Consider the following 26,698-nt stretch of genomic DNA (forward strand, 5'->3'; position numbering starts at 1 on the left):
CCCAGAGGTAGGCGCGGTCTCGCCTCAGAGGTAGGGCGCGATGTTGCCGCAGAGGTAGGGCGCGATGTCCCCATCGCGCCGTTGATTTGGTGGACGTTGATTGACGGATTAACGGCGGGGTGAGGACACCCCGCCCTACCTGGGGGGGACACCCCGCCCTGCCTGGGGGGGACACGCTGCCCCGCCTATGTGGACTGAATGACCGATCGTCCTTATCTCCTCGAGCGCGTCGGCCCCGCGGCCGTCGTCCAGTTGTACGCCGACGCGTTCCACACCCTCGCGCCCGAGGACAGGGTGCTAGCGTGGCACCTCTACGAGGCAGCGCTCGCCGGGCGCGACATCTACTACGACCAGCGGTACGAGCACGGCCTCGCGATGCGCGACGTGATCGAGGCGCTGTTTGCCGGACGCGCCCACCTCCCGGCCGACGTGGCGCAGGCGATCGAGCGCTACACGAAGCTGTTCTGGCTCAACTCCGGGCCGTACGACCACATCACCGCCCGAAAGTTCGTGCTGGGGCTGACGCGCGATCAGTTCGTCGAGGCGATCGGCGCAGTCGCGGCTGCCGGCATCGCGGTGCCGCTCGGCGGGCACGCCACCGCCGACGCATTCGTGGACGCCTACGCCCGCGACTTCCTCGACGAGGCCTGGCGGCCGATGGTCACCAGCAAGACGCCCGGGCCGGGCGAGGACATCCTGGCCAGCAGCGCCAACAACCTGTACGTGAACCTCACGTCGGCCGACGTCGACGCCTTCGAGGAGCAGTACGCGCTCAACTCGCGGCTCGTGAAGGATCCTGACGGCACCTTGCGCGAGGAGGTGTACCGGGTGGGGGGCCGCTACGGCGCGACGATCGCCCGCGTGGTGTCGCACCTCGAGGCGGCCCGCGACGTCGCGCCGCCGCCGACCGCCATCGCGCTCGACGCCCTGATCCGCTTCTACCGCACCGGCGAGGAGGAGGATCGGCGCGACTACGACATCGCCTGGGTGACCGACGCGCGCTCGCCCGTGGACACGATCAACGGCTTCATCGAGGTGTACCTCGACGCGCGCGGCCGCAAGGGCGCCTGGGAGGGCCTGGTCTTCCACGAGCACCCGGAGAAGACGCGGCACATCCGCCGCATCGCCGAGCATGCCGCGTGGTTCGAGGCGCACATGCCCTACGCGGAAGCCTACCGGCGCACCGACGTCGTCGGCGTGTCGGCGCGCGCCATCGACGTGCTGGTCGAGTGCGGCGACGCCGGGCCGATGACCGCGATCGGCATCAACCTGCCCAACGACGAGTCAATCCGCGAGGTCCACGGCAGCAAGTCCGTGTCGCTGGCCAACGTCGTCGAGGCCTACGAGCAGTCGCAGCCCGAGAGCCTGCGCGAGGAGTTCTGCTGGGACGAGGCCGAGCGCGACCGCGCCCGGCGCTTCCAGGCCTTCGCGGGCGAACTGGCCACCAGCCTCCACGAGGTGATCGGCCACGGCTCGGGCCGCATGGCGCCGCACGTCGGGCCGCCGCAGGCGGTGCTGCGCGAGCAGTACTCCACGCTCGAGGAGACGCGCTCCGACCTGGTGGCGCTGTGGTTCATCGCCGACCCGGTGATGGTGGAACTCGGCCTGATCGCCGCCGACGACCACGCCGAGGTCGTGCGCGCCGAGTACGAGGCCTACGCCCGCAACGCGCTGGTGCAGCTCCGGCGCGTCCGCCAGGGCACGCACCTCGAGGAAGACCACATGCGCAACCGCCAGGCGATCGTGCACTGGCTGATGGCGCACACCACGGCCATCGAACGACGGACGCGCGACGGCCGCACCTTCCACGTGGTCACCGACGTCGAGGCCTTCCGCGCCGGCGTCGGCCGCATGCTCGCCCTCGTGCAGCAGATCAAGTCCGAGGGGCAGTACGAGGAGGCCGTGGCGCTGTTCGAGGCGCACGGCATCCACTTCGATCCGGCGCTGCGTGACGAGATCGTGGCGCGCGTCGATCGCCTCGACCTGCCGTCGTACACCGGCTTCGTCATGCCGCGGCTCGCCCCCGTCCGCGACGAGACGGGCCGCATCGTCGACGTCGAGGTGTCCTATCCCTGCGACCTCGCGACGCAGATGCTCGAGTACTCGAAGAACTACCGCATGGCCGACGTGGACCGTGCACGGCATGCGTAGGCTTCGATTCACAGGCAGGGCGGCGCTGCTGCCAGGTAGGGCGGCTCCGCTGCCAGGTAGGGCGGCGTGTCCCACGCCGCCGTTAGTCATGCCCACGGCGCGGTGGGACACCGCGGCCTGCCTCGGCGCGGCCCTCATGATGATCGCCATGCCGTCGCTCGCCCTGCCAACGGCGCGGTCGGAGACCGCGCCCTACCGGCAGCGGCGTGTCCCGACGCCGCCGTTGGTCCTGCAATCCGACGTGCGCTCGGCCGTCATCGCGGCAGACGACGCGCGCGTGCAGAGCCGCGAGCAACGTGAGCTGATTCTGGCGGTGCTGCGGGGGGGGCGACTCCCGACTCCCGACTCCCGACTCCCGGTTCCGGCCGACGCCCAGGTGATGGCCGTGCGGGCCATCGGACGCACCGGCCGGGCCGAGTGGCTGCCCGCCGCCACCACCGCGCTCGATCACGTGTCGATCGACGTGCGCCGCGAGGCGGCATTCGCCGTCGCGCAGATTGGCAGCGGCGAGCCGGCCATCCTCGAAGCGGCGCGCGCCGCGCTGGCCCGGCGCCTCTCCGTCGAGCAGGACCTGCTCGTGGTGGCCAGCCTGGCCGAGTCGCTGGGTCGGCTTCCCTACCCCGACCCTGCGGGCGTGGACGCCGCGGCCCGTGAGCTCGCGACGGCGTATGCGCGCCTGCCGGCAGGACCCGGGCGGTCGATGTGCGCGGTCGGCGTGGCACGCGGCGCGGAGGCGCTGGCGCGCCGGGCCCGGGCCGTGAAGGCCAGCGCTGCGACGACGACGCTCGCCGGCCTGCTCGGCACGCTCATCGACGACGGGGCTCCCGAGGCGGGGGCGACACGGCCCGACGTGCTGCGCCGACGCGCGCGCCGCCTCGCCACCGGCGGCATGATGGTGCTCGGCTCGCTCCCCGACAGCCGACTGAAGACCGCCTTGGCCGACGAGGACGAGCAGGTGCGGCGGCTGGGGATCCTCGCCCTCGCGTCGCGCGGCGGTGTCACGGCGGCGGAGGCGGCCACGGCGCTCGCCGATCGCTCGATGCTCGTGCGCCACGCGGTCGTCACCCGCCTCGGTCCAGGCGATCCGACCCTGGCTGCGAAGGGCGTCGCCGACAGCCACGTGCACGTGCGGTTGGCCGCGCTCGACGCGCTCGGCCAGGCGAAGGCGTGCCGGGCGGCGTGCGACGCGAGGATCGCTGCCGGTCCGACGCCGGCCGCCTGGCACGAGTACGCGCACGCGGTGGTGGCCAGCGCCCGCACCGATGCGGCCGCGGCGAGTCCGGCGGTGGCGATGGCGGCGACCTCTCCGGTGTGGCAGGTGCGGATGTACGCCGCGCGCGCCGCGCGCCACACCGGGCAGGCCGACGTGCTGACGCGGCTCGCCGCGGACGCCGTCGTCAACGTGCGCCACGCGGCGCTCGTCGCTTGGCGTGAAGCAGGCCTGCCGGGACTGGTGGCCGCCGCGACGAGCGCACTGGCCAGCGACGATGGGCAACTGGTGCTGGAGGCGGCGACCGCGCTGAAGGGCGCGCCGGCGGACGACGCGCTGGCCGGTGCACTGCGCAGCACGCTCGGGCGCCTGACCGCACAGAAGCGCGAGACCTCGCGCGATCCGCGCCTTGCGCTTGTCGAGCGCATCGACGAACTCGACCCACAGCGCTTGGCCACGCTGCGACCGTACCTCTCCGACTTCGACGAGGCGATCGCGAGCCGTGTGGCGACGCTGCTCCGCGCCCGCATGCCCGGCGACGGGTCGATCGTCGCCGCGCCGCGCCCCTTGCCGCGGACCGCCGCGCCGACCTGGGAGGACGTGGAGCGGCTCGAGTCGACCGTCGTCACCCTGCGGCTTCGTGGTGACAGGTCGCTCATGCTGCGGCTCTATGGCAGCAACGCGCCGACCGCCGTCGCGCGCTTCGTCGCTCAGGTGCAGGCCGGCGAGTGGAACGGCAGGACGTTCCACCGCGTCGAGCCCGGGTTCGTGGTGCAGGGCGGGAGTCCCGCGGCCAACGAGTACGCCGGCGCGGCGGCGTTCGCCCGCGACGAGTTCTCGTCGCTCAGCCACGTGCGCGGCACCGTCGGCATCTCGACGCGCGGTCCAGACACCGGCGACGGGCAGATCTTCATCAACCTGGTGGACAACGCGCGCCTCGACTTCGGCTTCACGCTCGTCGCCTCGATCGTCGGTGACCTGTCGGTGATCGACGACATCCTCGAGGGCGAGGTGATCGAGTCGGCGGTCGCCACCCCGCGAGGGGCGCCGTGAGCGAGTCCGGACCGTCGGCCAAGGCCGACGGCTACACCGAAGGCAGGCGCGAGGCCGACGCCGGCACCGAAGGCCGGAGCAACGCCGACGGCGGCACGCCGGGTGGGCCGCTGCGCTCGACCGACGAGGGCGACGCGGAGGCGGTGGGCTTCGTGCTGAAGCTCGGGCGGGCGCTGCACACCTACGGGCTCTCGGCCGACGTCCTCGAGCACCACCTGCTGGCCATGTCGCACCGCCTCGGGCTGCAGGCGCAGTTCTTCACCACGCCGACGTCGATCTTTGCCGCCTTCGGCCCGGTCGATCGGCAACGCACGCACCTGATCCGCGTCTACCCGGGCGACGTCGATCTCGGCAAGCTGGCGCGGCTCGATGCCGTGACCCGCGACGTCGAGGCCGGACGGGTGCGCGTGCAGGAGGGGTCGGCCGCCATCGAGGCGATCATGGCGCTGCCCCGCACGGCGCTGCCGCTGCTGCGCGTGGCCGGCTATGGCGTGGCGTCGGCCGCGTCGTGCCGCATCCTCGGCGGCGGCCTGAACGAAGTGGCGGTGGCCGGCGTCGCCGGCTTGCTGACCGGCGCGATCTCGCTGGCCTCCAAGCGGCTGCCGCACGGCACCCACGTGTTCGAGCTCGCGGCGGCGCTTGTCGTGTCGTTCGTGGTCACCTGCTTTGCCGCGATCAGCGACCTCCGGCTCTCCGTCCCCACCGCCACTCTCGGCGGCGTCGTCGCCCTCGTGCCCGGCCTCACGGTGACGATTGCGATGACCGAGCTGGCGCGACGGCACCTGGCGGCGGGCACCGCCCGCCTGTCCGGCGCCTTCCTGGTGTTCGTGGCGATTGCCTTCGGCGTGGCCGTCGGCGGCGAGCTCGCGCAGGCGGTGGTCGGCGAGGTGCGGTCGCTGGCGCCGAAGAAGCTGCCCGAGTGGACGCTCACGCTGGCCCTGGGCATGGCGCCGTTCGCGTTCGCGGTGCTGCTGCGGGCGCGGCGCCGCGACGTGCCGTGGTTGTGGGGCGCCAGCGTCGTCGGCTACACCGCGGTGCGCGCGGCGGCGCTCTTCTTCGGGCCGGCGCTGGCCGCGTCACTGGGTGCACTGGTGGTGGGTGTGCTGGCCAACCTCTACGACAGGCGGGGGTTGGGGCCGGCGTCGGTGGTGCTGGTGCCCGGCGTCCTGCTGCTCGTGCCGGGCAGCGTCGGCTACCGGTCGCTGACGAGCCTGCTCGATCAGAACGTGCTCGTCGGCGTGACCGCGGGGTTCACGATGATCCTGACCGCCGTGGCGATTGCCGCCGGCCTGCTGATCGCGACCGTGCTGGTGCCGCCGCGCGGCGGGTCGTGGCGCGAGTACGACTGACGCGCTCGCGCAATTTGAAATCGGGAATTTGAAATGTTTGGGGCTCGGCCCTCGGCCTCGCCGCGATGTGTCTGGCCATCCGGAGGTAGGGCGGGGTGTCCCGCCCCGCCGTTGGCTCGCTAACGGCGCGGTCGCTGGCCCCGAGCGAAGTCGAAGGGGAGAGCGCGCCCACCCCGGTACGCCCCTGGTTAGGGCCTGCCGGGACACTGTCCGTAATCCGACAGATCGCCACTTTCTGTCAGTTTCACGCCTGATTGCGCCAGTTTTTGTCTGTCGAAATACCGACATTGACCCTGTGCTTTTCCGGCAACCGGCCGATTCCATGACTGTCAACGCCCGGCTACCCCGGTCGCGCCCCAAACGGCGCGGTCGCTTTGCCCAGAGCGAAGTCGAAGGGGAGACCGCGCCCTGCCCCACGGGAGCAGGCGATGGGGTCCGACGGGACGATTGGGATGGCTGAATCGCGCAAGGAGAAGCACGTCGTGCATACCGTGCTGTATTACGTCCAACACGAGAACGAGGTGCCGGTCCTGGTGCCCGTCGAAGTGGTGTCGAGGGAGCCAGACAGCCAGGGGAACCTGCGGCTGGCCGAGCCCCTCCGGCTCAAGGAAGCCATCGTCGACGCGGTGCCGCTGATGCGGTGCTACGAGTACGACCCGTATCTCGCGCACGCCGTGCAGGCCTATGCGGCGCAGGTGACGACGCTGGTGCGCGTGTCGCAGAGCGTGATCGAAGGATTGGCCATCCCCGTGACGCCCACCCCGGGCATCATGATGCAGGCCGACGCCCACGTGCACTAGGGAGTCCTGGTCGCCGCGGCACGCGCCGCCGGCACGTTGCCATGCCCTCCGCGGAGTCGAAGGGCGAGACGCGCCGGACCATCAAGGCTGATCGATCCGCTCCCCGCGGGTCAGCCTCTCCCTCACCTCCCCGAACACCCGCTCGTCCTCCTGCCGCTGCGCTGGCGCGCGTCGCTTCAACGCGCTCATCACCACCCCCATCCGCTGGTTGCGCGCGAAGGTCGCCTCGTGTCTGGCAAGGTACGCCCAGTAGAGTCGCGTGAGCGGGCAGGTGGACTTCGGGTCGAAGCTGCACGCCTCGCAGTAGTCGCTCATGCGATGGATGTAGCCGGCGCCGGCGACGTACGGCTTGGTGGTCATGAGCGGACCCGCCGCGTACGTCCCCATCCCGAGGACGTTGGGCTCGACCACCCAGTCGTAGGCGTCGGCGTAGGCGACCCAGAACCAGTCGGTCAGCTCGCGCGGGTCCACGTCGAGCAACGCCGCGATGTTCGCGAGCACCATCAATCGCGGGATGTGGTGACTCCACGCCTCGCGCCACACGCCGGCGACGACGTGATCCAGGCAGGCGAGCCCCGAGGGCGCGCCCCAGTACGCGAGCGGCAGCGGCGTGCGGGCCTTCAGCACGTTGACCGTGCAGCCGCCGTAGCTGCCGGCAGTCGGCAGTCGGCGGTCGGCAGGCTGGGTGGGCGCCGCCTCGGCGATTCCCGATTCCCGATTCCCGACTCCCGCCTGCTTCGCTTCGGCGACTCCCGACTCCCGATTCCCGATTCCCGTGTGACGCAGCACCCACCGCGCATACCCGCCGTCGCCGGGAGCCTCGGTTCGCGGCACGTCACCATCGGGCAGGCGCGTGAAGCCGTCGGTGGCCTCGTGGACGTGACGCACGTACTCGCGCCAGCCGATCACCTGCCGGATGAAGCCCTCGCGCGAATTCAGCGGCGCGTCGCACCGCTCGGCGTCGCGCACGACGCGCGCCGGCAACAGGCGGTGGATGTTGAGCAGCGGCGAGATCCGCGTGTGGAACAGCCCATCGCCTCGCCGCGACATCGCGTCCTCGTACGGCCCGAAATGCGCGAGGCAGTTGTCGAGGGCCCAGGCCCACAGCTGCTCGGCATGCGCCGACGTCGCCGGCAGCGACGCGAGATCCACTTGCCCTGGATGGTCGGCGAATCGCGTCCGGACGAGGTCGGCGACTTCCTCGCCGATCGCGTCGTGCGCGAACTGCGGCGGGCGTGGCGGCGTGGGCGTGCCGCGCCACGGCTCGCGGTTGTCCTCGTCGAAGCTCCAGCGACCCCCGGCCGGATCCTTGCCGTCCATCAGGATGCGCAAGCGTGTACGCACGCGCCTGTAGAACGTATCCATCCGCCACGGTCCAGGCTTGCTCCCGAAGTCCTCGACGGTCGTCAGCCACCCCTCGTGGGCGATCTCCTCGATCAGCCCGTCGGCGACCAGCGGCGCGACCTCGACGCGCAGCTCGCGCTCGGCGGCCCGCATCATCACCAGCGGACCCGTCTCGCGCGCCACCTCGCGCAGCGCCTCGGCGTACGTGCCCGGCGTGTGGACGTACCGCACCGCCACGCCGCGCGCCGCCTGCTCGATCGCGAAGTGCCGCTGGTTGGCGAGGATCAACGCGAGCTTCTGCTGGTGGTACGGACGCCGACGGCCCTTGGCCTCGCTCTCGACCAGGACGATGCCGAGCTCGCGGGGTGCGAGCCGGGAGAGCGGACCGATGCCGTCCGACAGCTGGTCGTACGGCACATACACCCAGCGACGACCCGATGGGTCGTGCGCGTGGCGTTGGAGGGCCGTGCGAAAGGCGGATGTGCGTGGCATACGGGTAGGGCGCGATGTCCCATCGCGCCGTTGGTGGTGTCCTTGGCTGACGGCGCGGTCGCTGGCCCTGAGCGCACTCGAAGGGTAGACCGCGCCCTACCTTGTGCCCTACCTTTCGAATTGCAACTGCTGTGCGCCGGGACCGTACTCGCGCAGGTAGTTCTTCAGGCGCAGCTTCTTCATCGTGCTGTCGCTGCTCATGTACCTGATCACGCCGAAGATCTCGCGGCGCGGCGCCCACGGGCGGTCGTAGCGGCCGAGCACCCAGAAGATGCCGCTATAGGAGTTCGGGTCGCGGCCGTCGAGCGCGTAGCGGTTGTTCAACTCGATCATCACCGCGAGCGCCTCGCGCGGGTGGGCGGTCCACTCGAGGATCTTCTTGCCCCACAGCATGCGCAGGTAGTTGTGCATGCGGCCGTCGCGTACCAGTTGCCGCTGCGCGGCGTTCCACACCGGATCGTGCGTCCCGGCGCGCGCGAACTGGTCGAGCGTGTACAGGTGCGCCCGCGCGTCCGACGCATGCGCCTCGAGCGAGGTGCGCGCCCACTCGGGCAGCGACTCGTATGTGTCGTGATCGGGGCGCAGCGCGCAGAAGTTGAAGCCGACCTCGCGCCAGGTGATCAGCTCGTCGAGGAAGGCCTCGACCTCCGGCGACGCGCCCCACCAGCCCTCGCGCTGTCCCGTCGCCTTGCTCGCCAGCTTGCGCGTGGTCCACCCGGCACGGGTGACGACCTCGGCGAACACGCGATGGACGCCGATGTGCCCGAAGTGCAGCCACGGTGAGAGGCCGGACGCGGCGTCGCTGTCGGGCTGACTGCGCTCCTCGTGGTAGAGCGCCAGGCCGCGGTCGAGGAAGCGCGTCAGCTGCGCGTGCGCGGCGGAGGCGCCGCCGGTGAGCACCGGCGACGGCGGCACGGTGTGGTCGATCGGCAGGTCGGCAAGCGCCTCGGGCGTCGCGGCGAGGCGCGCGTCGGTCGCTTCGGGCCACTGCTTCAGGATCGCCGCGTCGATGGGCGCGGGCCGCTTCGGCAGGCCGGCGAGCGGGTCACGCTGCGGAATCTCGGCAAGGTGCGGCGGCAGCGACTTCTGCAGGTACCGGCGGAACGCATACGCCGTCGGGTACACCGTCGTCGTCGCGCGCATCGGCATCAGGCCGTTGCCGTCGATCGTTTCGAGGCGGCAGTCGAGTTGCCCCGCGGCGGCCTCGACCATGTGCGGCAGGAAGAACGTCGGGTAGTCGTCGGTCACGACCACCGCGGCGTCCTTCGCGAGGCGCGCGAGCAGGCCCTTCCCCGCGCCGGCGGTCGGCTCGACGTAGGCGTAGTAGGTCACGCCCAGTCGCGCGGCGTGGCGGCGATGGTCGGCCATGCCCTGGAGCACGAAGGCGTGCAGGCGGTCGCTGGCCCAGCGGTAGCCGACGCGGAGGGGCTCGAAGACCAGCAGCGGCAGGTCGAGCTCGCGGGCCCACCAGGCGGCGCGCTGCAGACCGAAGTTGTCCTCGAGGCGACGCGCGGCAATCATCCAGTAGAGGACGTAGCGGGCGGGTCGGCGCGGCGGCTGGTCGCGGAGCGCGCGGATGCGGATGGCAGGGACGGCGAGCGAGGGCGAGGGCATGGACGAGGGAGGGGCGGGTCGGGAGGGGATGCGGGCGGAGGTGCTGCGCCTCCTCTCCCAAGGACGCCCGGGTACCACGATGTGTCCCTCGGAGGTGGCGCGCAAGCTAGACCCGATCTCCTGGCGTCGGCTGATGCCCGAGGTCAGGCAGGCGGCCGTCGCGCTCGCCGACGCGGGTCAGGTCGAGGTGCTGCAGCGCGGACAGGTCGTGGACGGACGCACCGCGCGAGGGCCGATCCGGCTGCGGCTTCGGTAGAGCGGGCAAGCCACCCCGCCGTTAACCGCCTGACCAAATGCGTGGATGTCAGAACACCATGAAAAACGAAACGCTATGTTTCGATTTTCATGGTAATTTGAGCCATGCTCGACAGAGCGGATCTGACGGCCGACGTCGAGTTGGCGCTCTCGCGCAGCCCCGTCGTGCTCCTGGCTGGGCCGCGCCAGTGCGGCAAGACGACCCTCGCCCGGCAGTTCGTCGCGTCGACGTCGGCCAACTACTTCGACCTCGAGGATCCGCTCAGCCTCGCTCGTCTGGCCGAGCCGATGACCGCCTTGAGCGGCCTGACCGGGCTGATCGTCATCGACGAGGTGCAGCACCGCCCCGAGATCTTCCGGGTCCTGCGTGTGCTCGTCGACCGCGACGACAACCCCGCGCGTTTCCTGGTGCTGGGCTCGGCGTCGGGCGACCTGCTGCGCCAGACGTCGGAGAGCCTGGCGGGGCGGATCACGCGGGTCACGATGGGGCCGTTCACGTTGCGAGAGACGGGGGGTGAGTCGACCTCGACGCTCTGGCTGCGGGGCGGCTTTCCGCGCGCGTTCCTCGCGCCGGACGAGGCGGCGAGTCTCGCCTGGCGGTCGAGCTTCGTGCAGACGCTGCTCGAGCGTGACTTCCCTCAATGGGGGGTGCGCTCGTCGGCCATCGCCCTCCGTCGATTCTGGACGATGGTGGCGCACTACCACGGGCAGACGTGGAAGGCCACCGACCCGGCGCGAGCACTCGACGTCAGCGAGCCAACTGCGCGCCGGTACCTGGACCTGTTCACCGACAGCTTCATGGTCAGGCAGCTCCAGCCCTTCCACGCCAACCTGCGCAAGCGGCAGGTCAAGGCGCCGAAGGTGTACGTGCGCGACAGTGGCCTGTTGCACCAGTTGCTGGGCATCTCGTCGATGCACGACCTGCTCTCGCACCCCAAGGCTGGCGCCTCGTGGGAGGGGTTTGCCGTCGAGCAGGTGCTCGCCTCCGAGGCGCACGACGAGGCCTGGTTCTGGGCGACGCACCAGGGCGCGGAGATCGACCTCGTGTTGCGACGGGGCGACCGGCTCCTCGGCGTCGAGTGCAAGCGCACGGACACGCCGCGCCTCACGCCGTCCATCCGGATTGCGCTCAGCGACCTCGGGCTCGATCGCATCGCGGTGGTTTATCCGGGCGACCGGCGCTTTCCGCTGAGTGACCGCGTGGAGGCGGTGCCGCTCCGCGATCTCGCCGCCCCGTCAGCTCACAGGTAGGGCGGGGTGTCCGGAGCGAGAGGTAGGGCGGGGTGTCCTCACCCCGCCGTTAGCCGCCTGACCAACGGCGCGACGGGACATCGCGCCCTACCTGGACAAATGTCTCAAATGCCCGCCCTGCGGCGGTGACAGTTCTGTCCCCTGTGTCGGTCACTCACGCTGGCATACGCCTTGAAGAAGGTTGGCGCGAGGTTGCGCCGGGTCAACGGGGTGCGATAACCGTCAAGGCAGGCGCTGGCATCGCCGCACTCCGCGCAAGTGGGCGGCTCGTGTGCAGCCTCATTGCAGGTCGGGGGAAGGTCGTCGCTGATGCGCAGGGGGCGTGTCGGTGGGGGCCTTCCCCCTTTTCATTCCGGGCCACCTCAGCCCGGCACATCGGAGATGCCCATGACCCGCGGCTCGCGTCCAGTCCTCGCCCTGCTTCTCGCCATCACGCTGGCCGGGTGCGCGGCCCGTGCCCGTTCCATTGCCGACATCCGCGACGACCCCGGCCAGTTCGACGGCCGGCAGGTCGAGATCACCGGTCGGGTGACCAGCGCGTGGAGCGTGCCGCTCGTCCCGTACGCGCTGTACAAGATCGACGATGGGAGTGCCGAGATCACGGTGCTGTCGGAGCGCCGGGGATCGCCGTCGAAGGGCGCGCTCGTGAAGGTGCGCGGCAACGTGCGCGAGGTGGCCAACTTCGGCGCGCAGTCGGTGGGCCTGCACATCGAGGAGCGCGACCGCGACGTGGTGCGACGGTAGACGCGCTCGTGGCCCCTTCGCCGCGACGCACATCGCGTCGAAGAGCCCGATCGCGCGTGCTATCGTCGGGGCGGAGGCATCCACCCTTGAAGAGGTCGTTCCGTCTTGGTCTCGTCGCGGGCGTGTGTGCCGTGGCGATAGTCACCGGCAGTTGTGCGAGGAGTGCGCAGAGCTCCCTGGACCGCGGCAATGCCTTCCTCGAGAAAGGCGACGTGTCCGCCGCGATCATCGAGTACCGCGCCGCGGTGGAGCGTGATCCCCTCTTGGCGCAGGCGCACCAGAAGCTCGCCGAGGCATACCTGAAGCAGGGCAACGGCGCCGAGGCGCTCGCCTCTCTCGTGCGGGCGGCCGACCTCCTCCCGCGGGACGTCCAGGCGCAGGTCAAGGCGGGTTCCCTGTTGTTGCTCGCCGGTCGTTTCGAGGACGCGAGGTCGCGGGCCGACAAGGCCCTGGCGGTCGACGCGCGCTCGGTCGATGCGCTGGTGCTCAGGGCCAACGCGCTCGCAAACCTGCGCGACCTCGACGGCGCACTCGAGCAGATCCAGCAAGCCATCGCCCTCGAGCCCCGCTCGGCGCTCCAGACGAACATGGGCGCCATCGAGGCCGCCCGTGGCAATGTGCCGGAAGCGGAGCAGGCGTACCGCAAGGCCGTGGAGATCGACCCGAAGTCGGTTGCCGCGCAAGTGGCCCTCGGCCAGTTCCTGTGGGGCGCCGGCCGAGGCGACGAGGCGGAAGCCGTGTTCCGAGCGGCATATGCCGTCGACCCGAAGGATGTGCAGGCCAACCGCTGGCTCGCCACCTTCTACATGCGCACCGGGCGGGCAGCGGAAGCAGAGCCTCACTTCCGCATGGTGGCCGAGACGGTCAACGACGCGGGCTCGGCGCTCGCCCTCACCGACTACTATCTCGCCCTCGGCCGTCGCGACGAGGCCCGCAAGACGCTGGACGCGTTGAGCGCGCGGCCGGAGTACTGGCCGATTGCTCGTGCTCGCACTGCCGAGCTTCTTCATGACACCGGCGAGAAGGCCGAGGCCATGAGGGTCGTGGACGAGGTGATCGCGAAGCACCCGACGCTGGTCGGGGGGCATCTCGTCCGCGGCCGGCTGCTGCTGGCCAGCGGGCGGGGCGACGAGGCGAAGGCGGAGGCGCAGGCGGCGCTGAAGCTCGATCCGAAGAACGCGGAGGCGTCGTTCCTGCTCGGGCGCGCCGAGGAAGCGCGCCGCGATCTCGACGCAGCCGCCAAGGCCTACGGCGACGTGCTGGCCGTCAACCCTCGCGCCGCCACGGCGCAGGTGCGGCTCGCGATGGTGCAGATGCAGCGCAACGACCTCGGCGCCGCGGCTCAACTGGCCGAGCAGGCGGCGGCCGCCCAGCCGCGCGGCCTGGAGGCGCGGCTGGTGCTGGCTCGCACCCTCGTGGCGCGACGCGAGATCGAGCGGGCGGCGGCGGTCACCGACGCCCTGGCGCGCGAGTTCCCGAACGCCGCCGTCGTGAAGAACCAGGTGGGCATGCTGGCACTTGCCCGGGGCGATGCCGCCGGTGCCCGTGCCGCGTTCGATCAGGCCCTGGCGTTGCAGCCCACGATGGTGGAGCCACTCGCCGCGCTCGTCTCGCTCGACCTCCAGCAGAAGCAGCCTGCCCAGGCGCGGGCGCGCGTCGAGCAGCGGCTCGCGCAGGCACCGAACTCCAGTGCGGTGCTGGCGCTCGCGGGTCGCACGTGGGCGTCGACCGGCGATCCGGTGAAGGGTGAGGAGTTCCTCCGCAAGGCCATCGACATCGATGCGACCAACCTGGAGGCCTACTCCGACCTGGCGCGCCTGCTCATGGCGCAGCGCAAGCTCGGTGACGCCGTAGCGGCGTTCGATGCGCTGGCCGCAAAGCAGCCGCGGGCGATCGGCCCCCAGACGATGGCGGCGATTGCGGTGCAGCAGCAGGGCAACGAGGCCGAGGCCCGGCGCCGGTACGAGAAGATCCTGGAGATCGATCCCCAGGCGGCCCTGGCGGCCAACAATCTCGCGTGGATGCTGGCCAGCAAGGGTGAGCAGCTCGATCGCGCGCTGCAGTTGGCGCAGTCGGCGAAGGCGGCGCTCCCCGACGAGCCCGAGATCAATGACACGCTCGCGGTCGTGTACCTGAAGAAGCAGCTGCCGGCGCTGGCGATTCCCCCGCTGAAGGTGGCGCTCGAGCGGGTGCCTGGCAACCCGGCGTTCCACTACCACCTCGGTCAGGCCTACGCGCAGACCGGCAACAAGGACGCGGCGCGCCAAGCGCTCGAGCAGGCGCTACGACTCCAGCCGGACTTTGCCGACGCCGACGCCGCCCGCCAGTTGCTCGCGACCGTGCGGTAGGGCGCGGTGTCTCACCGCGCCGTTCGTTTGCGAACCAGAAACGCCAAAGGGCCGGATTGCTCCGGCCCTTCTGCTTTGCTCCGTGCGGCGAGCGAGGTGTTAGACGCGCGGTCCGAGCTTGCGTCGGAGGGCGCCCATGGCGAGCATGGCGCCGCCGAGCAGCATCACGGTCGCACCGCCGTCGGGAACGGTCGGCGGGTTGTGGTACCAGAGGAAGTCCTGCGCGCGCTCCCTGCGGTTCATGGGATCCTGGACGAACGCGTCGCGTGCGGAGGCGCTCCGGAAATTCTGGAGCACGTAGACTCCCAGGTACCCAACGGGCGCGTCGGCCTGGGCGAAGCTCTTGTCCCACACGTTGTCGTTGTTGGTGTCGAAGAACTCGACCGCCGCACGGTAGTACGGGTTGTTCAGGCTGTCGAGGTTGGTGTGTTCACCTTCGAGCCACCACAGGGCCTTCTGGAGCTTGTCCGCTTCCTGCGATCGGTTGCCCGATCCGAAGTAGTTGCCACCGGCCACGTTGAGCGTGCCCTTGGCGAACTCGCTGTACAGCCAGGCGGTGCCCAACGAGATGCGGTCCTGCAGCAGGATCGGGTCCCGCTCGTTGCCGCCGCTCACCGCCGCCGAGCCTACGACGTAGAACGAGGCGGCGGCGGCTTCTGAGGACTCCAGGCAGAACGTCTGGAACGAAGGCGCCGTGGCCAGCAACTCGTTGTTGTCGTTGTCGACGATGTTGCGTGACGAGTTGCTGTACGAGGCGTTGGTGACGCCTGTCACGTTGAACAGGGTGAATTCACCGCCGTCACCGTACCAGTAACCGTCGATGCGCTCGTACACGAAACCGCCGGTTGTGCCGACCGGTCCCGCGATGGCCGCGGACGCAGGCAGAACCGCCGCGACCACGGCGGTGGCGACGATCAGATGTCGAAGGCGAGCGAGCATGTACCTGACTTTCGTGTGCTGTGGCCGCGGAGCCCCATCATGGGACGGCCTTGGCCGGTTACCGAGTGCTGGTCAGCACGACTCGCACGGATGAATGCCAGAATTGTGCCCGTTTCTGGCGAGAGAAAGGAGACTGGCGGGATTGGCCTAGATTCGTTGGCTGGCGGGCACTTTCGAGCCGGTTCACTCACCGGCTTCCGACCGGGACACCTCGCCATGCGCTGTGTGGCGTAAATGTTTCCGACGGGTAGGACGCGGGAGGGGTCGCCTCAAGCGGAAAGGGGCCGACCCGCATCCAGGTCGGCCCCCTTCTCAACCCGAGTGCTGATCAGATCCGGTAAGTCCGCTTCAGGGCGCCGAGGCCGGCCAGGACGGCGCCGAACAGCGCAACGGTCGTGCCGCCATCGGGCACACGGTACAGGAAGTCCTGGCGCTTGCCGGCGATGTCGTGGTCGGCCGTCGCATAGGTGTTCAGCACGTAGACCCCGTACTCACCCACCTCGGCATCGGCGAACTCATTCCCCGCGCCGACCGCCGCAACGGCCGCATCGTAAAAGGCGTTGGCCGCGCCGCCCTCACCCTCCAGGTACCAGATCGCGTGCTGGAGAGCCAGGGCGGCCGCCTCGCGGGCGCCGCCGACCGTGTAGTCGTAGCCCGCGAGCGTCCCTGCGGCGAACTGACTGTAGAGCCACGCGGTGCCCTTGGAGATCGGGTCGGGGTTGCCACCGCTCACACCGCCTTCGACAGCGGCGCTGTTGACCTTGAAGTATGTCGGGTCGCCGCCGGTGAACTCGTTGAACTCGATGCAGAACGTCTGGAAGCCGGGAGCCGTCACGGGGTCGCCAGCTGGATCCTGGTCGCGGGTCTGCGCACCGTAGCCTGCGTTGCTCAGGCTGCTGCCGAACCCGTACACGGTGAACTCACCGCCGTTGCCCGAGTAGTACCCGGCCAGCCTGGTCTGGTTGAACTGCCCGGTATCTCCAATGGGTCCGGCCCACGCGCTCGTGGCCGACAGCGCGATGGCCGCAGCCATCATTTTCATCACGTTCCGGAACATCCTGCCGTTCATCATCCTGCCTCGCGCTCCTGGCGTCACATCCTTCAGGGACATGACGGAACTCCGATAGCCGTTCGGGAGGGGAACCTTGCTGGCCAACGCGTCTATGCGGTTATCGAGCCAAGCCGGGTTCGTCGAGGCAAGCCATTGATCTGGAAGAGGTTGGAGGGTCGGTTTCGTTGCGGGGCCCAGACAACAGTGTGGCGCGGGCGCGACGTGGCGGAGGAGTCGTAAAGTCTGCCGACGGCGGCCAACGAAAAGGGGCAGCATCGCTGCTGCCCCTCGTTTTTTCGCGGTACGGGGGGCCTACTTGCCCATGAAGTACCTGAGGGCCCCGAGACCTGCCACGGCACCGCCGAGCAGCGCCATGGTCGCGCCGCCATCAGGAACGGACTCGACAACCGCCAGGACCGGCGGGACGGTCATGGCCGACGCAGACGTGGCGACCAGCAGTGCGGCCGCAGTGAACAAGACCTTCTTCATCGATGTCTCCTCGAGGGGGTGTAAAGAACTCGGCGATGGCGAGGTGCAGCTTCCAGGCCAATTCTGCCGAGTTGCAGTCTTCTCAGTGAAACTTGACCGATCTTGAGAGCGTGCGCTCGTGACACCCGCTGTCGGGGGCTTTCTGCGCGCGCCCCGCACGTAAGGATTTCCGACTTGCGCGCCGAGTCGGTTGCCGATGGGGGCACGTCGGCGGAGTTTACGATCGCCCTCCGGGCTGCCAAGAAGCGCCCGAGACTAGAATTATGCAAGTCATTACGATGGAATCGTTTAGCAAGAATCATCGCCGTTCGCAAGCGGCCGGCACGAGCATTGCTCTACCGACGAGTCAAACGCGCGTCTCTATGGACGGGCCTCAGGGCCGCGGAATGTGAGGAACGAAGATGACCAAGAAAATGCTGTCAATGGCCTTTGCCGCGGCCGCCCTTATGGCGCTGCCGACCGCTGCGGGTGCAGTGACGATCGGGGCGAATCAGTTGCTCGGGATCGTCGAGCCGGGCACGCCCGCCGACGCCGACAACGAAGCTGTCATGATCAATGGGCTTCTCAACGGGTGGACCGACGGGTCGACCACCGTTGTCGGGTACAACGGTGGAGCTGCGTCTGGCACCGTGATGGGCAACAACCCCCTCGACGCCCAGAACGAGACGTACACCCTCAAGTACTCGGCCTCGACCGTGATTCCCGACGATCCGAACGCGCCCTCGGCAAGCACGCCGGGTTATCGCACCGTGACCAGCAACGCCACGTTCAATCTTGGCAACTTCACCTACAAGTGGGTTGTCGCCAAGTGGGGTCCCGACTCGGCGGTGTACTACATCGGCAACCTCGCAGCCAACACCGAGGTCACCCTGAGTCTTGGTGGCACGGGCTGGACGTCGCAGGGCCACGGCCTCTCCCACTACACGCTCTTCAACCGGACTCCGGGCTCGACCAACGGGGGCGGGAATGGCGGCGGTGATCGGGTACCTGACGGCGGCACCACCTCGATGCTGCTCGGCTCCGCACTGGTCGGCGTGGCTGCCCTGCGCCGTCGGCTGTCGCTCTAAGAATCAGCGACTGCGGGAAAACAAGAAGGGGGCCAACACCTCGGGTGTTGGCCCCCTTCTTCTGTTCTGGAGCGTCTGCGGTGGGCTGCAGTTACTGCACAGACTGCAGTGCGCGTCGTGCCTCGTCGCCCCCCACCTTGGGGTTCAGCGTCAGCGCGCGTGCCAAGGCCTCCTTGGCCTTGGCCTTGTCGCCAAGCTTGGCGTAGCTCATGCCGAGGTGATAGAGCACCTCCGGCTGGTCCGGTTGCTTCTTGAGGCTTTCCTTCAGGGGCCCCACGGCGAGCGAAGGCAATCCCTTCTTGTAGTAGACCCAGCCGATCGTGTCGTCGATACTGGAGTCATTGGGAAGGACCTGCTTGGCCGAGGTCGCCAACTGCAGGGCCATGTCGAGACTCGTACCCTGCTCCGCGTAGATGTAGGCGAGGTTGTTGGCAGCCACGGCAGCCCGCGGGTCGCTCTTGACTGCCTCCTCGTACGTCTTCATCGCCGCGTCTCGCTTGCCTTGGGTCTCGAGCAGCACACCGACCATGGTCCTGGCCCCGGTGTTCACCGGATCCCTGCTCACCAGTTGCTCCCATTCCTTACGGGCCTCTTCCAGCCGACCCTGTTTCGTGTAGAGCTGGGCCAACATGGCGTAGCCCATCTGGAAGCGCGGGTCACCCGATACCGCCCGGCGCAAGGACTCCTCGGCGCGCGGCATGTCGCCCGATGCCCGATACGCCTCGGCGAGCAGCGCCAGAAGCGCAGTGTTGTTCCCGTCCTTGGCGATGGCGGGCTCGAGCCTGGCGATGGCCCGAGCCGGCGCCTTCTCGGCGATGTCGAGATACGTAAGCCTCGCCATCGCCTCTGGGAAGAAGGGCGACAACTGTAGGGCTCGCTCGTAGGCTGCCCGGGCGGCCACGGCGTCGTTCTGGCTTGCATACAGCACGCCGCTCACGACCTGGACGGCTGCGCTGTTGGGAACCGCTTCCCGTAACCGCCTGACCTCGCTCCCCGCACGGGCAAGCTCCTTTGCGGCGATGAGGCCGCGAACCACCGCCAGGTTCGCGTCGAGGTTGGAGGGCGCCGAGCTCCGCGCCTCCTCGGCAAACTGCAGGGCCGCCGATTCGTTTCCGGTCGAGAAGTTGAGTCTCGCCAACTCCAACTGCGCCGCCGTTGCTCTCGGGTTGAGCGACAACACTTCGGTGTACGCCTTGATGGCGTCGGCGTTCTCGCGGCGGCGAGCGTGGATGGCGCCAAGCGTGAAGTGCGCCTCTGCCGAGCGAGGATCACTGGCCACTGCGGTCTTGGCCACTTTCAATGCCTCGTCCAGATCGTTCGCCCGTGCCAGCCAGGCGGCCTTGAGGATCAGCCCGCGAGTGTGGTTCGGCACCTTGGTGAGCAGCGAGTCGAGTCGCTTGCGTGCGTCTTCGGCGCGTCCGTCAGCCTGTTCGATGGCGGCGAGCTCGACCTCTGCATCGGCGTGAGTTGCGCGCTCGGCAGACAGACCCTTGAGCACTGTCGCCGCCTCCTGCCTGCGGCCAACCTCGAGGTAGTACTCCGCCAACTGAAACCGGGCGCCAGGGGACCTGGAAGCATCGGCAAGCACCTTGAGCGACTTCTCGGCCTCGGCGCTTCGCCCACTGGCCATGTACAGCGACGACAGCATGCGGTTGGCGAGCGGATGCAGGGGCTCGATCGCGATCGCCTCCTGCAGCGCGCTCTCCGCCTCCTTGGCGCGACCAGCGGCCCAAAGGAAGTTGGCGAGCGCCAGACGGCTGTCGACCGACCTGGGGTCAAGGGCAATCGCCTTGCGGAACGCGGTCTCCGCCTCGTTGGCTTCCCCTTGCTGCACCCGGAGAACACCGAGGTTCAGGAAGGCCTGGCTGCTGCCCGGGCTCAGCCGGATGGCCTCCGCAATCTGAGCCATGGCCCCGGCGGGGTCCCTGAGGCCGGCTTTGGCATTGGCCTGGATCAGCAGCGCGTCGATGTCCTTGGGATTCTTTGCCAGCAGGGCCGCAGCCCGTGCTTCGGCGTCGGCGAAGCGGCCCAGCAACAGCAGCACCTGCGCGGCCTTGCCCTGGGCATTGCGGTCATCGGGCAGCGAGTCGGCCGCCCGGATGTACTCCGGGAACGCCGCCGGCAGGTTGTTCAGCCGCTCGTACGCCTGGGCAAGCTTGAACCGCGCCTCGCCGAACATCGGGTCGAGCTGCACCGCGTTGGCATACTCGATGACGGCAAAGTCGTCCCGCTTCTGCGCGGCATACTGGTCGCCTTTCTGTAGGTGCGCCAGCTTTCGGCTCTCGACACTCCTGCAGGCAGTCGAGGCCAGGAGCATCAGCCCGATGAGCGCGACTCCCGGCCAGCGTTTCTGGGGCATCTCACATCACTCCTTGGTTCCGGGTCAGTCTCGCTGGATCGCGAGCTTGTCCATCAACTCGTAGAACGTCGGGCGGCTGATCCCCAACTCCTGCGACGCTGCCGTGATGCTCCCGGCATGCCGACGCAGCGCGGCGGTGACCATCTCCCGCTCCACCCGCTCCCTGGCCTCGCGCAGCGACGGCGGTGGCGTGCCCTCCGAGTCGAGCAGCTCCAGGTCGCGCGCCGTCACGCGCTTGCCGTCGGCCATGATCACCGCCCGCTGGACGCGGTTCTGCAACTCGCGCACGTTCCCCGGCCACGTGTGCTGGTTCATCGCCCGCACCGCATCCGGGGCGAACGCCATCCCGTTGCGCAGGTGTTGTGTGGCGAATCGTCTCAACATCTCCGTCGCGATGAGCTCGATGTCCTCGCCGCGGTCCCGCAGCGGCGGCAGCGTCGTGATGAGCACCGCCAGGCGGAAGTACAGATCCTCACGGAACTTCCCGGCCGCCACGGCTTCCTTGAGGTTGACGTTGGTGGCGGCCACCACCCGCGCGTCGCTCTGGATCTCCTGGCGCCCGCCCACCCGCTGGAAGGTCTTCTCCTGCAGGAACCGCAGCAGCTTCACCTGCAGCGCCGGCGACAGCTCCCCGATCTCGTCGAGGAACAGCGTACCGCCCGATGCGGTCTCGATGAGGCCCTTGCGCAGGGCGTGCGCGCCCGTGAACGCGCCCTTCTCGTGTCCGAAGAGCTCGCTCTCGAGCAGGGCCTCCGGTATGGCGCCGCAGTTGATCGCCACGAACGGCGCGTCCTTCGACTTGCCGCGCCGATGCAGCGCCCGCGCCACCATCTCCTTGCCGGTGCCGTTCTCGCCGAGGATCAGCACCGGCGCGTTGGTGCCGGCCACCTTGCGGACGAAGGAGAACACCGCCTGCATCTGCGAGCTGGCGCCGATCATCTCCTCGAACGCCTCGGACTTCGCCTTGTCCTGCAGCAGCCTGAACTCGCGCTCGAGGGTCGCCACGTGCACGCTGCGCTTGATCACGAGGGCCAGTTCGTCCATGTCGGCCGGCTTGGTGAGGAAGTCCCACGCGCCGGCGCCGACGGCCTTCAAGGCGTTCTGCTTCTCGCCCTGCCCCGACAGGATGATGACCTTGGCCTGCCGGTCCATCACCAGCATCCCGGCGAGGGTGGCCAGGCCCTCCTCCGGCGTGTTGGGCGCCGGGGGCAGCCCGAGGTCGAGCAGCGTGACGAGCGGACGAGTGGCGTTGAACGCCGCCATCGCCGACACGCGGTCGCCGGCCTGCGCCACCTCGTAGTCGGCCGCCAGCGCCCACTTCATCTGCACCCTGATGTCCTCGTCATCGTCGACGAGCAGCAGCTTCGGCTTGTCCATCATGCATCCTGGGCCGGGAGCTGGAGGCGCACGGTGGTGCCGCGCCCTTCCTCGCTCTCGACATGTATCTGGCCACCATGGGCCTCCACGACCATCCGCGCCTGGAACATCCCGACGCCGAGGCCCTTCGATTTCGTGCTACGGAACGGCTTGAACAGCGACTCGCGCATGAACGCCTCGCTCATGCCGCAGCCGTCGTCCTGCACCGACACGCTCGCCCAGCCGTCGCTGCGGGTGGTGCGTACGCGAATCTGCCCCTGGCCCGCGACCGCGTCGCGGGCGTTCAGGACCAGGTTGGTGATCACGCTGGCAAGCTGATCCCGATCGGCATGGATAGCCCCGGCGTCGTCAAGCTCGGTGGAAAGCGACACGCCAGGCAGCGGACCGGCGCGGTCGATGGCCTCTCGCACGAGCGCGTCCACCGGGAACGTGCGGCGGGTCGTCGCCGGGTGATCGCGCAGCGCGCCGAGCCGCGCGATCATCGTCTCGATGCGGCTGGCGGTGTTGGCGATGCCCCGCAACGCGTCGGCCCTGAACTCGGGGTCGTCGAAGTGCACGGGCAGGTTCTTGAGCATCAGGTTCAGCGACGCGGCGGCGTTCTTGAGGTCGTGCACGAAGAACGTCGACATCGTGCGGAACGCCTCGAGCTCGCGCGACTCGGCGAGCTCATCGCCGAGCCGGAGGTTCTGCAGCGCGGAGGCTACCTGATCGCCGATGCACTGGAGCAGGTCGAGCGCCTCGCGGCTGTAGGGCGCGCCGTTCACCCGGTCGGCGAGGACGATGGCGCCCAGCGTGATCTGGCCCTCACGAAGCGGCACCACCCAGCGGTGCCCACCTTGCGGAAAGGTCGAGGGATTGGCGTGGCGCCACTCGGCGGCCCACTCGTCGCGCAGGGCCTCGATGTCGAGGGGAGTGACCAGGCCACGCAGCGCGGTCGGCAGGCGCATCGGCGCGGCCTGCCTCGGCGTCGTCGAAGCGGCCAGCTCGAGGCGGTCGCCGGAGCCATCCACGAGCCACAACGACACCGACAGCACCTCGAACGTGGTGGACACGAGGCGGCAGGCAGCGGTGCACACGCCGGTGCGGTCGCGCGCGGTGCCGAGCGCCTGCGACAACTGGGTCCACACCTTCACCGAGTCGTGCTGGGCGCGTGCGAAATGCCTGCCGACGAACACCTGGATGCCCTGCCTGAGGCGATCCGAGAGCAACAGCACCGCCAGGCCGGCCATGCCGATCAGCAGGACCAGCGCCTGCACCTGGAAGCTCTCCGCGCCGCCGAAGCGCCGCACCGCCTGCGCCAGCACCCCGACCACGAGCAGGTACGTGCCGACAATGAGCACGGTCAGCGAGGAGCGGAGGACGGCGCGCGAGGGGTAGATGTCGACCTCGGACAGGCCGGTGCGCAGGTAGGCGAGCGCGAGGATGGCGCAGCCGACCAGCAGGCCGCTGGCCTCGACGCCGAGCAGGTCGAGGCCGTGCGCGGAGAAGAGGATCGACTGGCTGCGCACGTAGATGCGCGCACCGAAGAGCACGGCGAGTCCGATGACCACGAGCTTCAGGCGCCAGCGGGCCGTGCCGACGGCGGCCCGGAACGTCTGCTCGAGGTTGGTGAGCACGAGGACGCTGCCGACCAGCAGCACGGCGTTCAGCACCTGGCCGAGGGGGCCCGGCCTGAGCACCAGAATGTCACCATCCTCGCCGACGCGGAGCACGTCGAGGAGCGCGGAAGGCACGGTGAATGCCACGAGGAGCGTGAGGACGGGCAGGGCGCCGAAGAGCGCGAGCGCGTGGCGCCACCGGTGCACCGACTCGCGCCAGTCGCCGCGCGAGTACGTGAGGCTGAAGCCGAGCCACACCACGGGAATCGCGCTCTTGACGATCACGCCGAGCCGCAGCCACTGCGCGAGCGCTTCGTCGGTGGCCGCTGTCAGGGCCAGCCCACCACAGGCGCTGTCGGCAGCGAGCAGGAGCATGCCGGTGGCGAAGCACCACGAGGCAACGGTGGGCGCCTTGCGGACCAGGCTCGCGGACGCGAGCAGCGCCGCGAGCAGGGCGGCGCCGAACGGCAGCAGGAGGATCAGGGGCACGCGGCTATGCCGCCCGTGGCGTCGGTGCGCCCTCGCCTCGGCGCAGCCACCAGAGGAAGGCGAAGAGGGGGATCAATGACAGCGCGAAGAAGATTGGGCCGCCGCGATGGTGGATGGCGGTGTCGAGCATGTGGGGACCGATCCTGATGCACAGCTCGCTCAGCACGAAGATGCGAAACCCGTTGCGCAGGATGCCGAGCGGGATCACGAAGGCGACCAGGGCGATGCGCCGCCATGTGGTGCGCAGGAACATGTTGGCGGCGAGGATGCTGGTGATGAACAGGACCCAGCTCGAACGAATGCCGCTGCACTCCTGCGCGACGCGCAGGGTGATGGTAGGCAGCTCGAAGATGACGCCGCGGCGTAGGTATGGAGTGCCGAAGATACGGTAGTACAGCTCGGTGGCATCGGTCGAACCGACAACGGATGCGCGTTCAAGCCAGTCCACGGCGCCGTCTGGCAGGGGCACCATGAAGATGAGGAACGCGAACGGGAAGGCGGCGGCGCGCATCCATGCCTGCCCCTTGAACCACGCCCCGCCAGCGGCAAGGAGGGACACGTAGGCAAGTGCGAAGAGGGCAAGGTGATCGTTGTGACTGAGCACGCGTCGTGAGGCGAGGCTGGCACCGACCGTTGCGACGCCGATAATGGCCAGTACCACCGAGCCACCGAGCCAGGCAGGGCCCGCGGGTGGCATCGTCGCTCGGCGCTCTCTGAGTAGGAACAGGCTCACCAACGGCACCAGCACGACGTGCGAGTGGAGATCGCTTGCCAGGCCATGCAGGAGAAGGCTGTAGAGCGGCAGGCAGAATGCCGACGTCAGCGCCGCGACGAACAGCGTCACGCGCCCCTCCGACGATATGATCCGGCCGTGTCCGAGGAGGCTGCGACGGTGACCGGCTGGAAGCGCCACTTGCTGAAACGCGACACCCGCACGAGGACCACCTGGCTCCTTCGCGCCGGCCTGCTGCTCGCCCTCTTTGCCGCGCTGCGCGTCACGGCACCGTTATGGGTCCGGGCTATCGGAGAGAGCCTGGTGTGCTCGCCAGGCCCGAGGCAGGGCGACGCCATCCTCGTCGAGAACTTCGATCCCGAGTACCTGCTGTTCGAACGCGCCCGTGACCTCAAGCGGAGTGGCGTGGCATCGCGGGTGCTGGTGCCAGTACGGGTCGATCCGGGGACGACACGACTGAACAGCGTGTCGACAGGCATCGCCGACGTGATGGCAAGGATATCGGCGATCGGGCCCATCGAGCTCGTGCCGATTCGCGAGGTCGAGCCCATCAGCCTGAACGCCGCGAAGGACATCAGAAGGTATCTGGATCGAGAGCGCATCCGGTCGGTCGTGCTGGTCACGCCACTGTTTCGTAGTCGCCGTTCAGCCCTCGTGTATGGGGCCGTCATGGCGCGATCAGGCATCACCGTGCACTGTGACGTCGACGATCAGCGAGCGAGCGTCGCCCACTGGTCCGACACATGGCATGGCGTGCAGAATGTCTTGGAGCAGTGGGTCAAGCTTCAGTACTATCGCTTCCGAGTCATGCCGTTCCTGTGTTGCCCGGAGGACGGTCGCTGACAGGAGCCCACACGAATCTTGGCGGTCGGCAACAGGAGCGGCGGATGCCATGCCCTGCGCAGGAGTCTTATGTCGGAGAAGTTGACGTGTGTGCTGGTCGGCTGTGGTCGCATCTCCACCCGGCACATCGAGGTTCTCGCTGATCACCCGGGCATCCAGCTCGTCGGCGTCTGCGACAGCCGTGAAGATCGCCTCGCCAAGGCGGCGACCGCCAGCGGCGCCCCGGCGTTCACCGACTACCTGGAGATGGTGCGCACCGTCCGGCCGGACATCGTCTCGGTCCTGACTCATTCGGGAGCGCACGCGCGGGTGGCGTGCGACGTGGTGCCATACACCGGCAACGTGGTCGTCGAGAAGCCGATGGCGCTGACGCTCGATGACGCGGATCGGATGATTGACACTTGCGACCGGGCTGGCGTGGGCCTGTTCGTGGTGCAGCAAAACCGTTACAACCGGCCTGTCGTGAAGCTTCGTCAGGCACTCGACCGTGGCCGGTTCGGGAAGCTCTCGCTGGGCACCGTGCGGGTCCGCTGGTGCCGCACACAGGAATACTACGACCTCGATGCCTGGCGCGGCACCTGGAGGGACGACGGCGGCGTGTTCGCCAACCAGGCGAGTCATCATGTCGACCTGCTGCAGTGGCTGATGGGACCTGTCGAGAGCGTGCAGGCATACACCGCCACCCGTCTGGTCGACGTCGAAGTAGAGGACGTCGGCCTCGCCATCCTCAAGTTCCGCTCTGGTGCGCTGGGGGTTGCCGAGGCCACGACGACAGCCCGCCCGCGTGATCTCGAAGGCAGCGTATCGGTCCTGGGCGAGCGAGGATCGGCGGTCATCGGTGGATTTGCGGTCAATCGCGTGGAGACGTGGAACTTCGCCGAAGCCAGCGCCGATGACGTGAACCCCGAGGAGTGGAGCCAGAATCCTCCCACGGTCTATGGATTCGGGCACATGGCGTTCTACAACGATGTCCTGGACTGCATCCGAACTCGTCGGCGAGCGATGCTCGACGGTATCGAGGGCCGAAAGTCCCTGGAACTCGTAATAGCAATATATCAAGCGGCCGCCACCCGGAAGGAGGTTCGCCTTCGATATGTTCCTGAGGGTGTGCCCTTGGGACTGGATTTGAAAGATCGCTAAGG

At 69.0% G+C, this 26,698-nt stretch carries 20 protein-coding genes; 11 read left to right on the top strand and 9 right to left on the bottom strand.

Translation table 11 applies throughout. The features are described 5' to 3' along the window. Nucleotides 1-198 precede the first annotated feature (198 nt). The 4 genes from TBR22_RS26250 to TBR22_RS26265 all read left to right on the top strand — a co-directional run bounded on the left by TBR22_RS26250 (nt 199) and on the right by TBR22_RS26265 (nt 6,563). Nucleotides 199-2,151 (top strand): dipeptidyl peptidase 3, encoded by a 1,953-nt coding sequence (locus tag TBR22_RS26250; RefSeq protein ID WP_239490812.1) that lies wholly within the window; start codon nt 199-201, stop codon nt 2,149-2,151. Between the two features lie 88 nt (nt 2,152-2,239). Continuing rightward, nucleotides 2,240-4,414, top strand: a complete 2,175-nt coding sequence (locus TBR22_RS26255) for a peptidylprolyl isomerase (RefSeq protein ID WP_239490813.1) — start codon at nt 2,240-2,242, stop codon at nt 4,412-4,414. Continuing rightward, nucleotides 4,411-5,763: a threonine/serine exporter ThrE family protein gene (locus TBR22_RS26260; protein ID WP_239490814.1), complete on the top strand. Its 1,353-nt coding sequence runs from the start codon at nt 4,411-4,413 to the stop codon at nt 5,761-5,763. The genes TBR22_RS26255 and TBR22_RS26260 overlap by 4 nt, the downstream gene beginning before the upstream one ends. Nucleotides 5,764-6,215: 452 nt before the next feature. Further along, complete coding sequence (locus TBR22_RS26265) at nt 6,216-6,563, top strand: hypothetical protein (RefSeq protein WP_239490815.1); 348 nt, start codon at nt 6,216-6,218, stop codon at nt 6,561-6,563. A gap of 81 nt (nt 6,564-6,644) precedes the next feature. On the opposite strand, the gene TBR22_RS26270 is transcribed toward TBR22_RS26265, so the two are convergent. Together TBR22_RS26270 and TBR22_RS26275 are read right to left on the bottom strand one after the other, a co-directional pair. After that, nucleotides 6,645-8,399: a cryptochrome/photolyase family protein gene (locus TBR22_RS26270; protein WP_239490816.1), complete on the bottom strand. Its 1,755-nt coding sequence runs from the start codon at nt 8,397-8,399 to the stop codon at nt 6,645-6,647. 108 nt (nt 8,400-8,507) lie between these two features. Further along, nucleotides 8,508-10,013, bottom strand: coding sequence for a hypothetical protein (locus TBR22_RS26275; RefSeq protein ID WP_239490817.1), 1,506 nt, complete (start codon nt 10,011-10,013; stop codon nt 8,508-8,510). A 79-nt stretch (nt 10,014-10,092) separates the two neighbouring features. Between TBR22_RS26275 and TBR22_RS26280 the strand changes: the two genes are divergently transcribed. The 4 genes from TBR22_RS26280 (at nt 10,093) to TBR22_RS26295 (ending at nt 14,611) form a co-directional block, all read left to right on the top strand. Then, nucleotides 10,093-10,269 (top strand): DUF3253 domain-containing protein, encoded by a 177-nt coding sequence (locus tag TBR22_RS26280; protein WP_239490818.1) that lies wholly within the window; start codon nt 10,093-10,095, stop codon nt 10,267-10,269. Nucleotides 10,270-10,373: 104 nt separating this feature from the next. Continuing rightward, nucleotides 10,374-11,519 (top strand): ATP-binding protein, encoded by a 1,146-nt coding sequence (locus TBR22_RS26285; protein WP_239490819.1) that lies wholly within the window; start codon nt 10,374-10,376, stop codon nt 11,517-11,519. Between the two features lie 387 nt (nt 11,520-11,906). Beyond that, nucleotides 11,907-12,263, top strand: a complete 357-nt coding sequence (locus TBR22_RS26290) for a hypothetical protein (RefSeq protein WP_239490820.1) — start codon at nt 11,907-11,909, stop codon at nt 12,261-12,263. A gap of 131 nt (nt 12,264-12,394) precedes the next feature. Beyond that, nucleotides 12,395-14,611 (top strand): tetratricopeptide repeat protein, encoded by a 2,217-nt coding sequence (locus TBR22_RS26295; RefSeq protein ID WP_255665393.1) that lies wholly within the window; start codon nt 12,395-12,397, stop codon nt 14,609-14,611. 99 nt (nt 14,612-14,710) lie between these two features. On the opposite strand, the gene TBR22_RS26300 is transcribed toward TBR22_RS26295, so the two are convergent. From TBR22_RS26300 to TBR22_RS26310, 3 genes are all read right to left on the bottom strand, one after another. Beyond that, nucleotides 14,711-15,550 carry a hypothetical protein gene (locus tag TBR22_RS26300; protein ID WP_239490822.1) on the bottom strand — a complete coding sequence of 280 codons (840 nt, stop codon included), beginning with the start codon at nt 15,548-15,550 and terminating at the stop codon, nt 14,711-14,713. 328 nt (nt 15,551-15,878) lie between these two features. Then, nucleotides 15,879-16,661 (bottom strand): VPDSG-CTERM sorting domain-containing protein, encoded by a 783-nt coding sequence (locus TBR22_RS26305; protein ID WP_239490823.1) that lies wholly within the window; start codon nt 16,659-16,661, stop codon nt 15,879-15,881. Between the two features lie 252 nt (nt 16,662-16,913). Then, nucleotides 16,914-17,090 carry a VPDSG-CTERM sorting domain-containing protein gene (locus TBR22_RS26310; RefSeq protein ID WP_239490824.1) on the bottom strand — a complete coding sequence of 59 codons (177 nt, stop codon included), beginning with the start codon at nt 17,088-17,090 and terminating at the stop codon, nt 16,914-16,916. Nucleotides 17,091-17,491: 401 nt separating this feature from the next. Between TBR22_RS26310 and TBR22_RS26315 the strand changes: the two genes are divergently transcribed. Then, nucleotides 17,492-18,157 carry a VPDSG-CTERM sorting domain-containing protein gene (locus TBR22_RS26315; protein WP_239490825.1) on the top strand — a complete coding sequence of 222 codons (666 nt, stop codon included), beginning with the start codon at nt 17,492-17,494 and terminating at the stop codon, nt 18,155-18,157. A gap of 91 nt (nt 18,158-18,248) precedes the next feature. Here the strand turns inward: TBR22_RS26315 and TBR22_RS26320 are convergent, their stop codons facing one another. From TBR22_RS26320 to TBR22_RS26335, 4 genes are read right to left on the bottom strand one after another with little or no spacing between them, the layout of a single operon-like run. Then, nucleotides 18,249-20,516, bottom strand: coding sequence for a tetratricopeptide repeat protein (locus TBR22_RS26320; protein ID WP_239490826.1), 2,268 nt, complete (start codon nt 20,514-20,516; stop codon nt 18,249-18,251). Between the two features lie 24 nt (nt 20,517-20,540). Next, nucleotides 20,541-21,893, bottom strand: coding sequence for a PEP-CTERM-box response regulator transcription factor (gene prsR / locus TBR22_RS26325; protein ID WP_239490827.1), 1,353 nt, complete (start codon nt 21,891-21,893; stop codon nt 20,541-20,543). Beyond that, nucleotides 21,893-23,980, bottom strand: a complete 2,088-nt coding sequence (gene prsK / locus TBR22_RS26330) for an XrtA/PEP-CTERM system histidine kinase PrsK (protein ID WP_239490828.1) — start codon at nt 23,978-23,980, stop codon at nt 21,893-21,895. Before prsK ends, prsR begins: the two co-directional genes overlap by 1 nt. Nucleotides 23,981-23,984: 4 nt before the next feature. Further along, nucleotides 23,985-24,824, bottom strand: a complete 840-nt coding sequence (locus TBR22_RS26335) for an exosortase/archaeosortase family protein (protein ID WP_239490829.1) — start codon at nt 24,822-24,824, stop codon at nt 23,985-23,987. 27 nt (nt 24,825-24,851) lie between these two features. Here TBR22_RS26335 and TBR22_RS26340 point away from each other — a divergent pair, with 27 nt between their 5' ends. Together TBR22_RS26340 and TBR22_RS26345 are read left to right on the top strand one after the other, a co-directional pair. After that, complete coding sequence (locus TBR22_RS26340; protein ID WP_239490830.1) at nt 24,852-25,556, top strand: hypothetical protein; 705 nt, start codon at nt 24,852-24,854, stop codon at nt 25,554-25,556. 69 nt (nt 25,557-25,625) lie between these two features. Continuing rightward, entirely contained in the window at nt 25,626-26,696 is a 1,071-nt protein-coding gene (locus TBR22_RS26345; RefSeq protein ID WP_239490831.1) for a Gfo/Idh/MocA family protein, read from the top strand. The last annotated feature ends 2 nt before the right edge of the window (nt 26,697-26,698 follow it).

Source organism: Luteitalea sp. TBR-22, assembly GCF_016865485.1.
Classification (GTDB): Bacteria; Acidobacteriota; Vicinamibacteria; order Vicinamibacterales; family Vicinamibacteraceae; genus Luteitalea.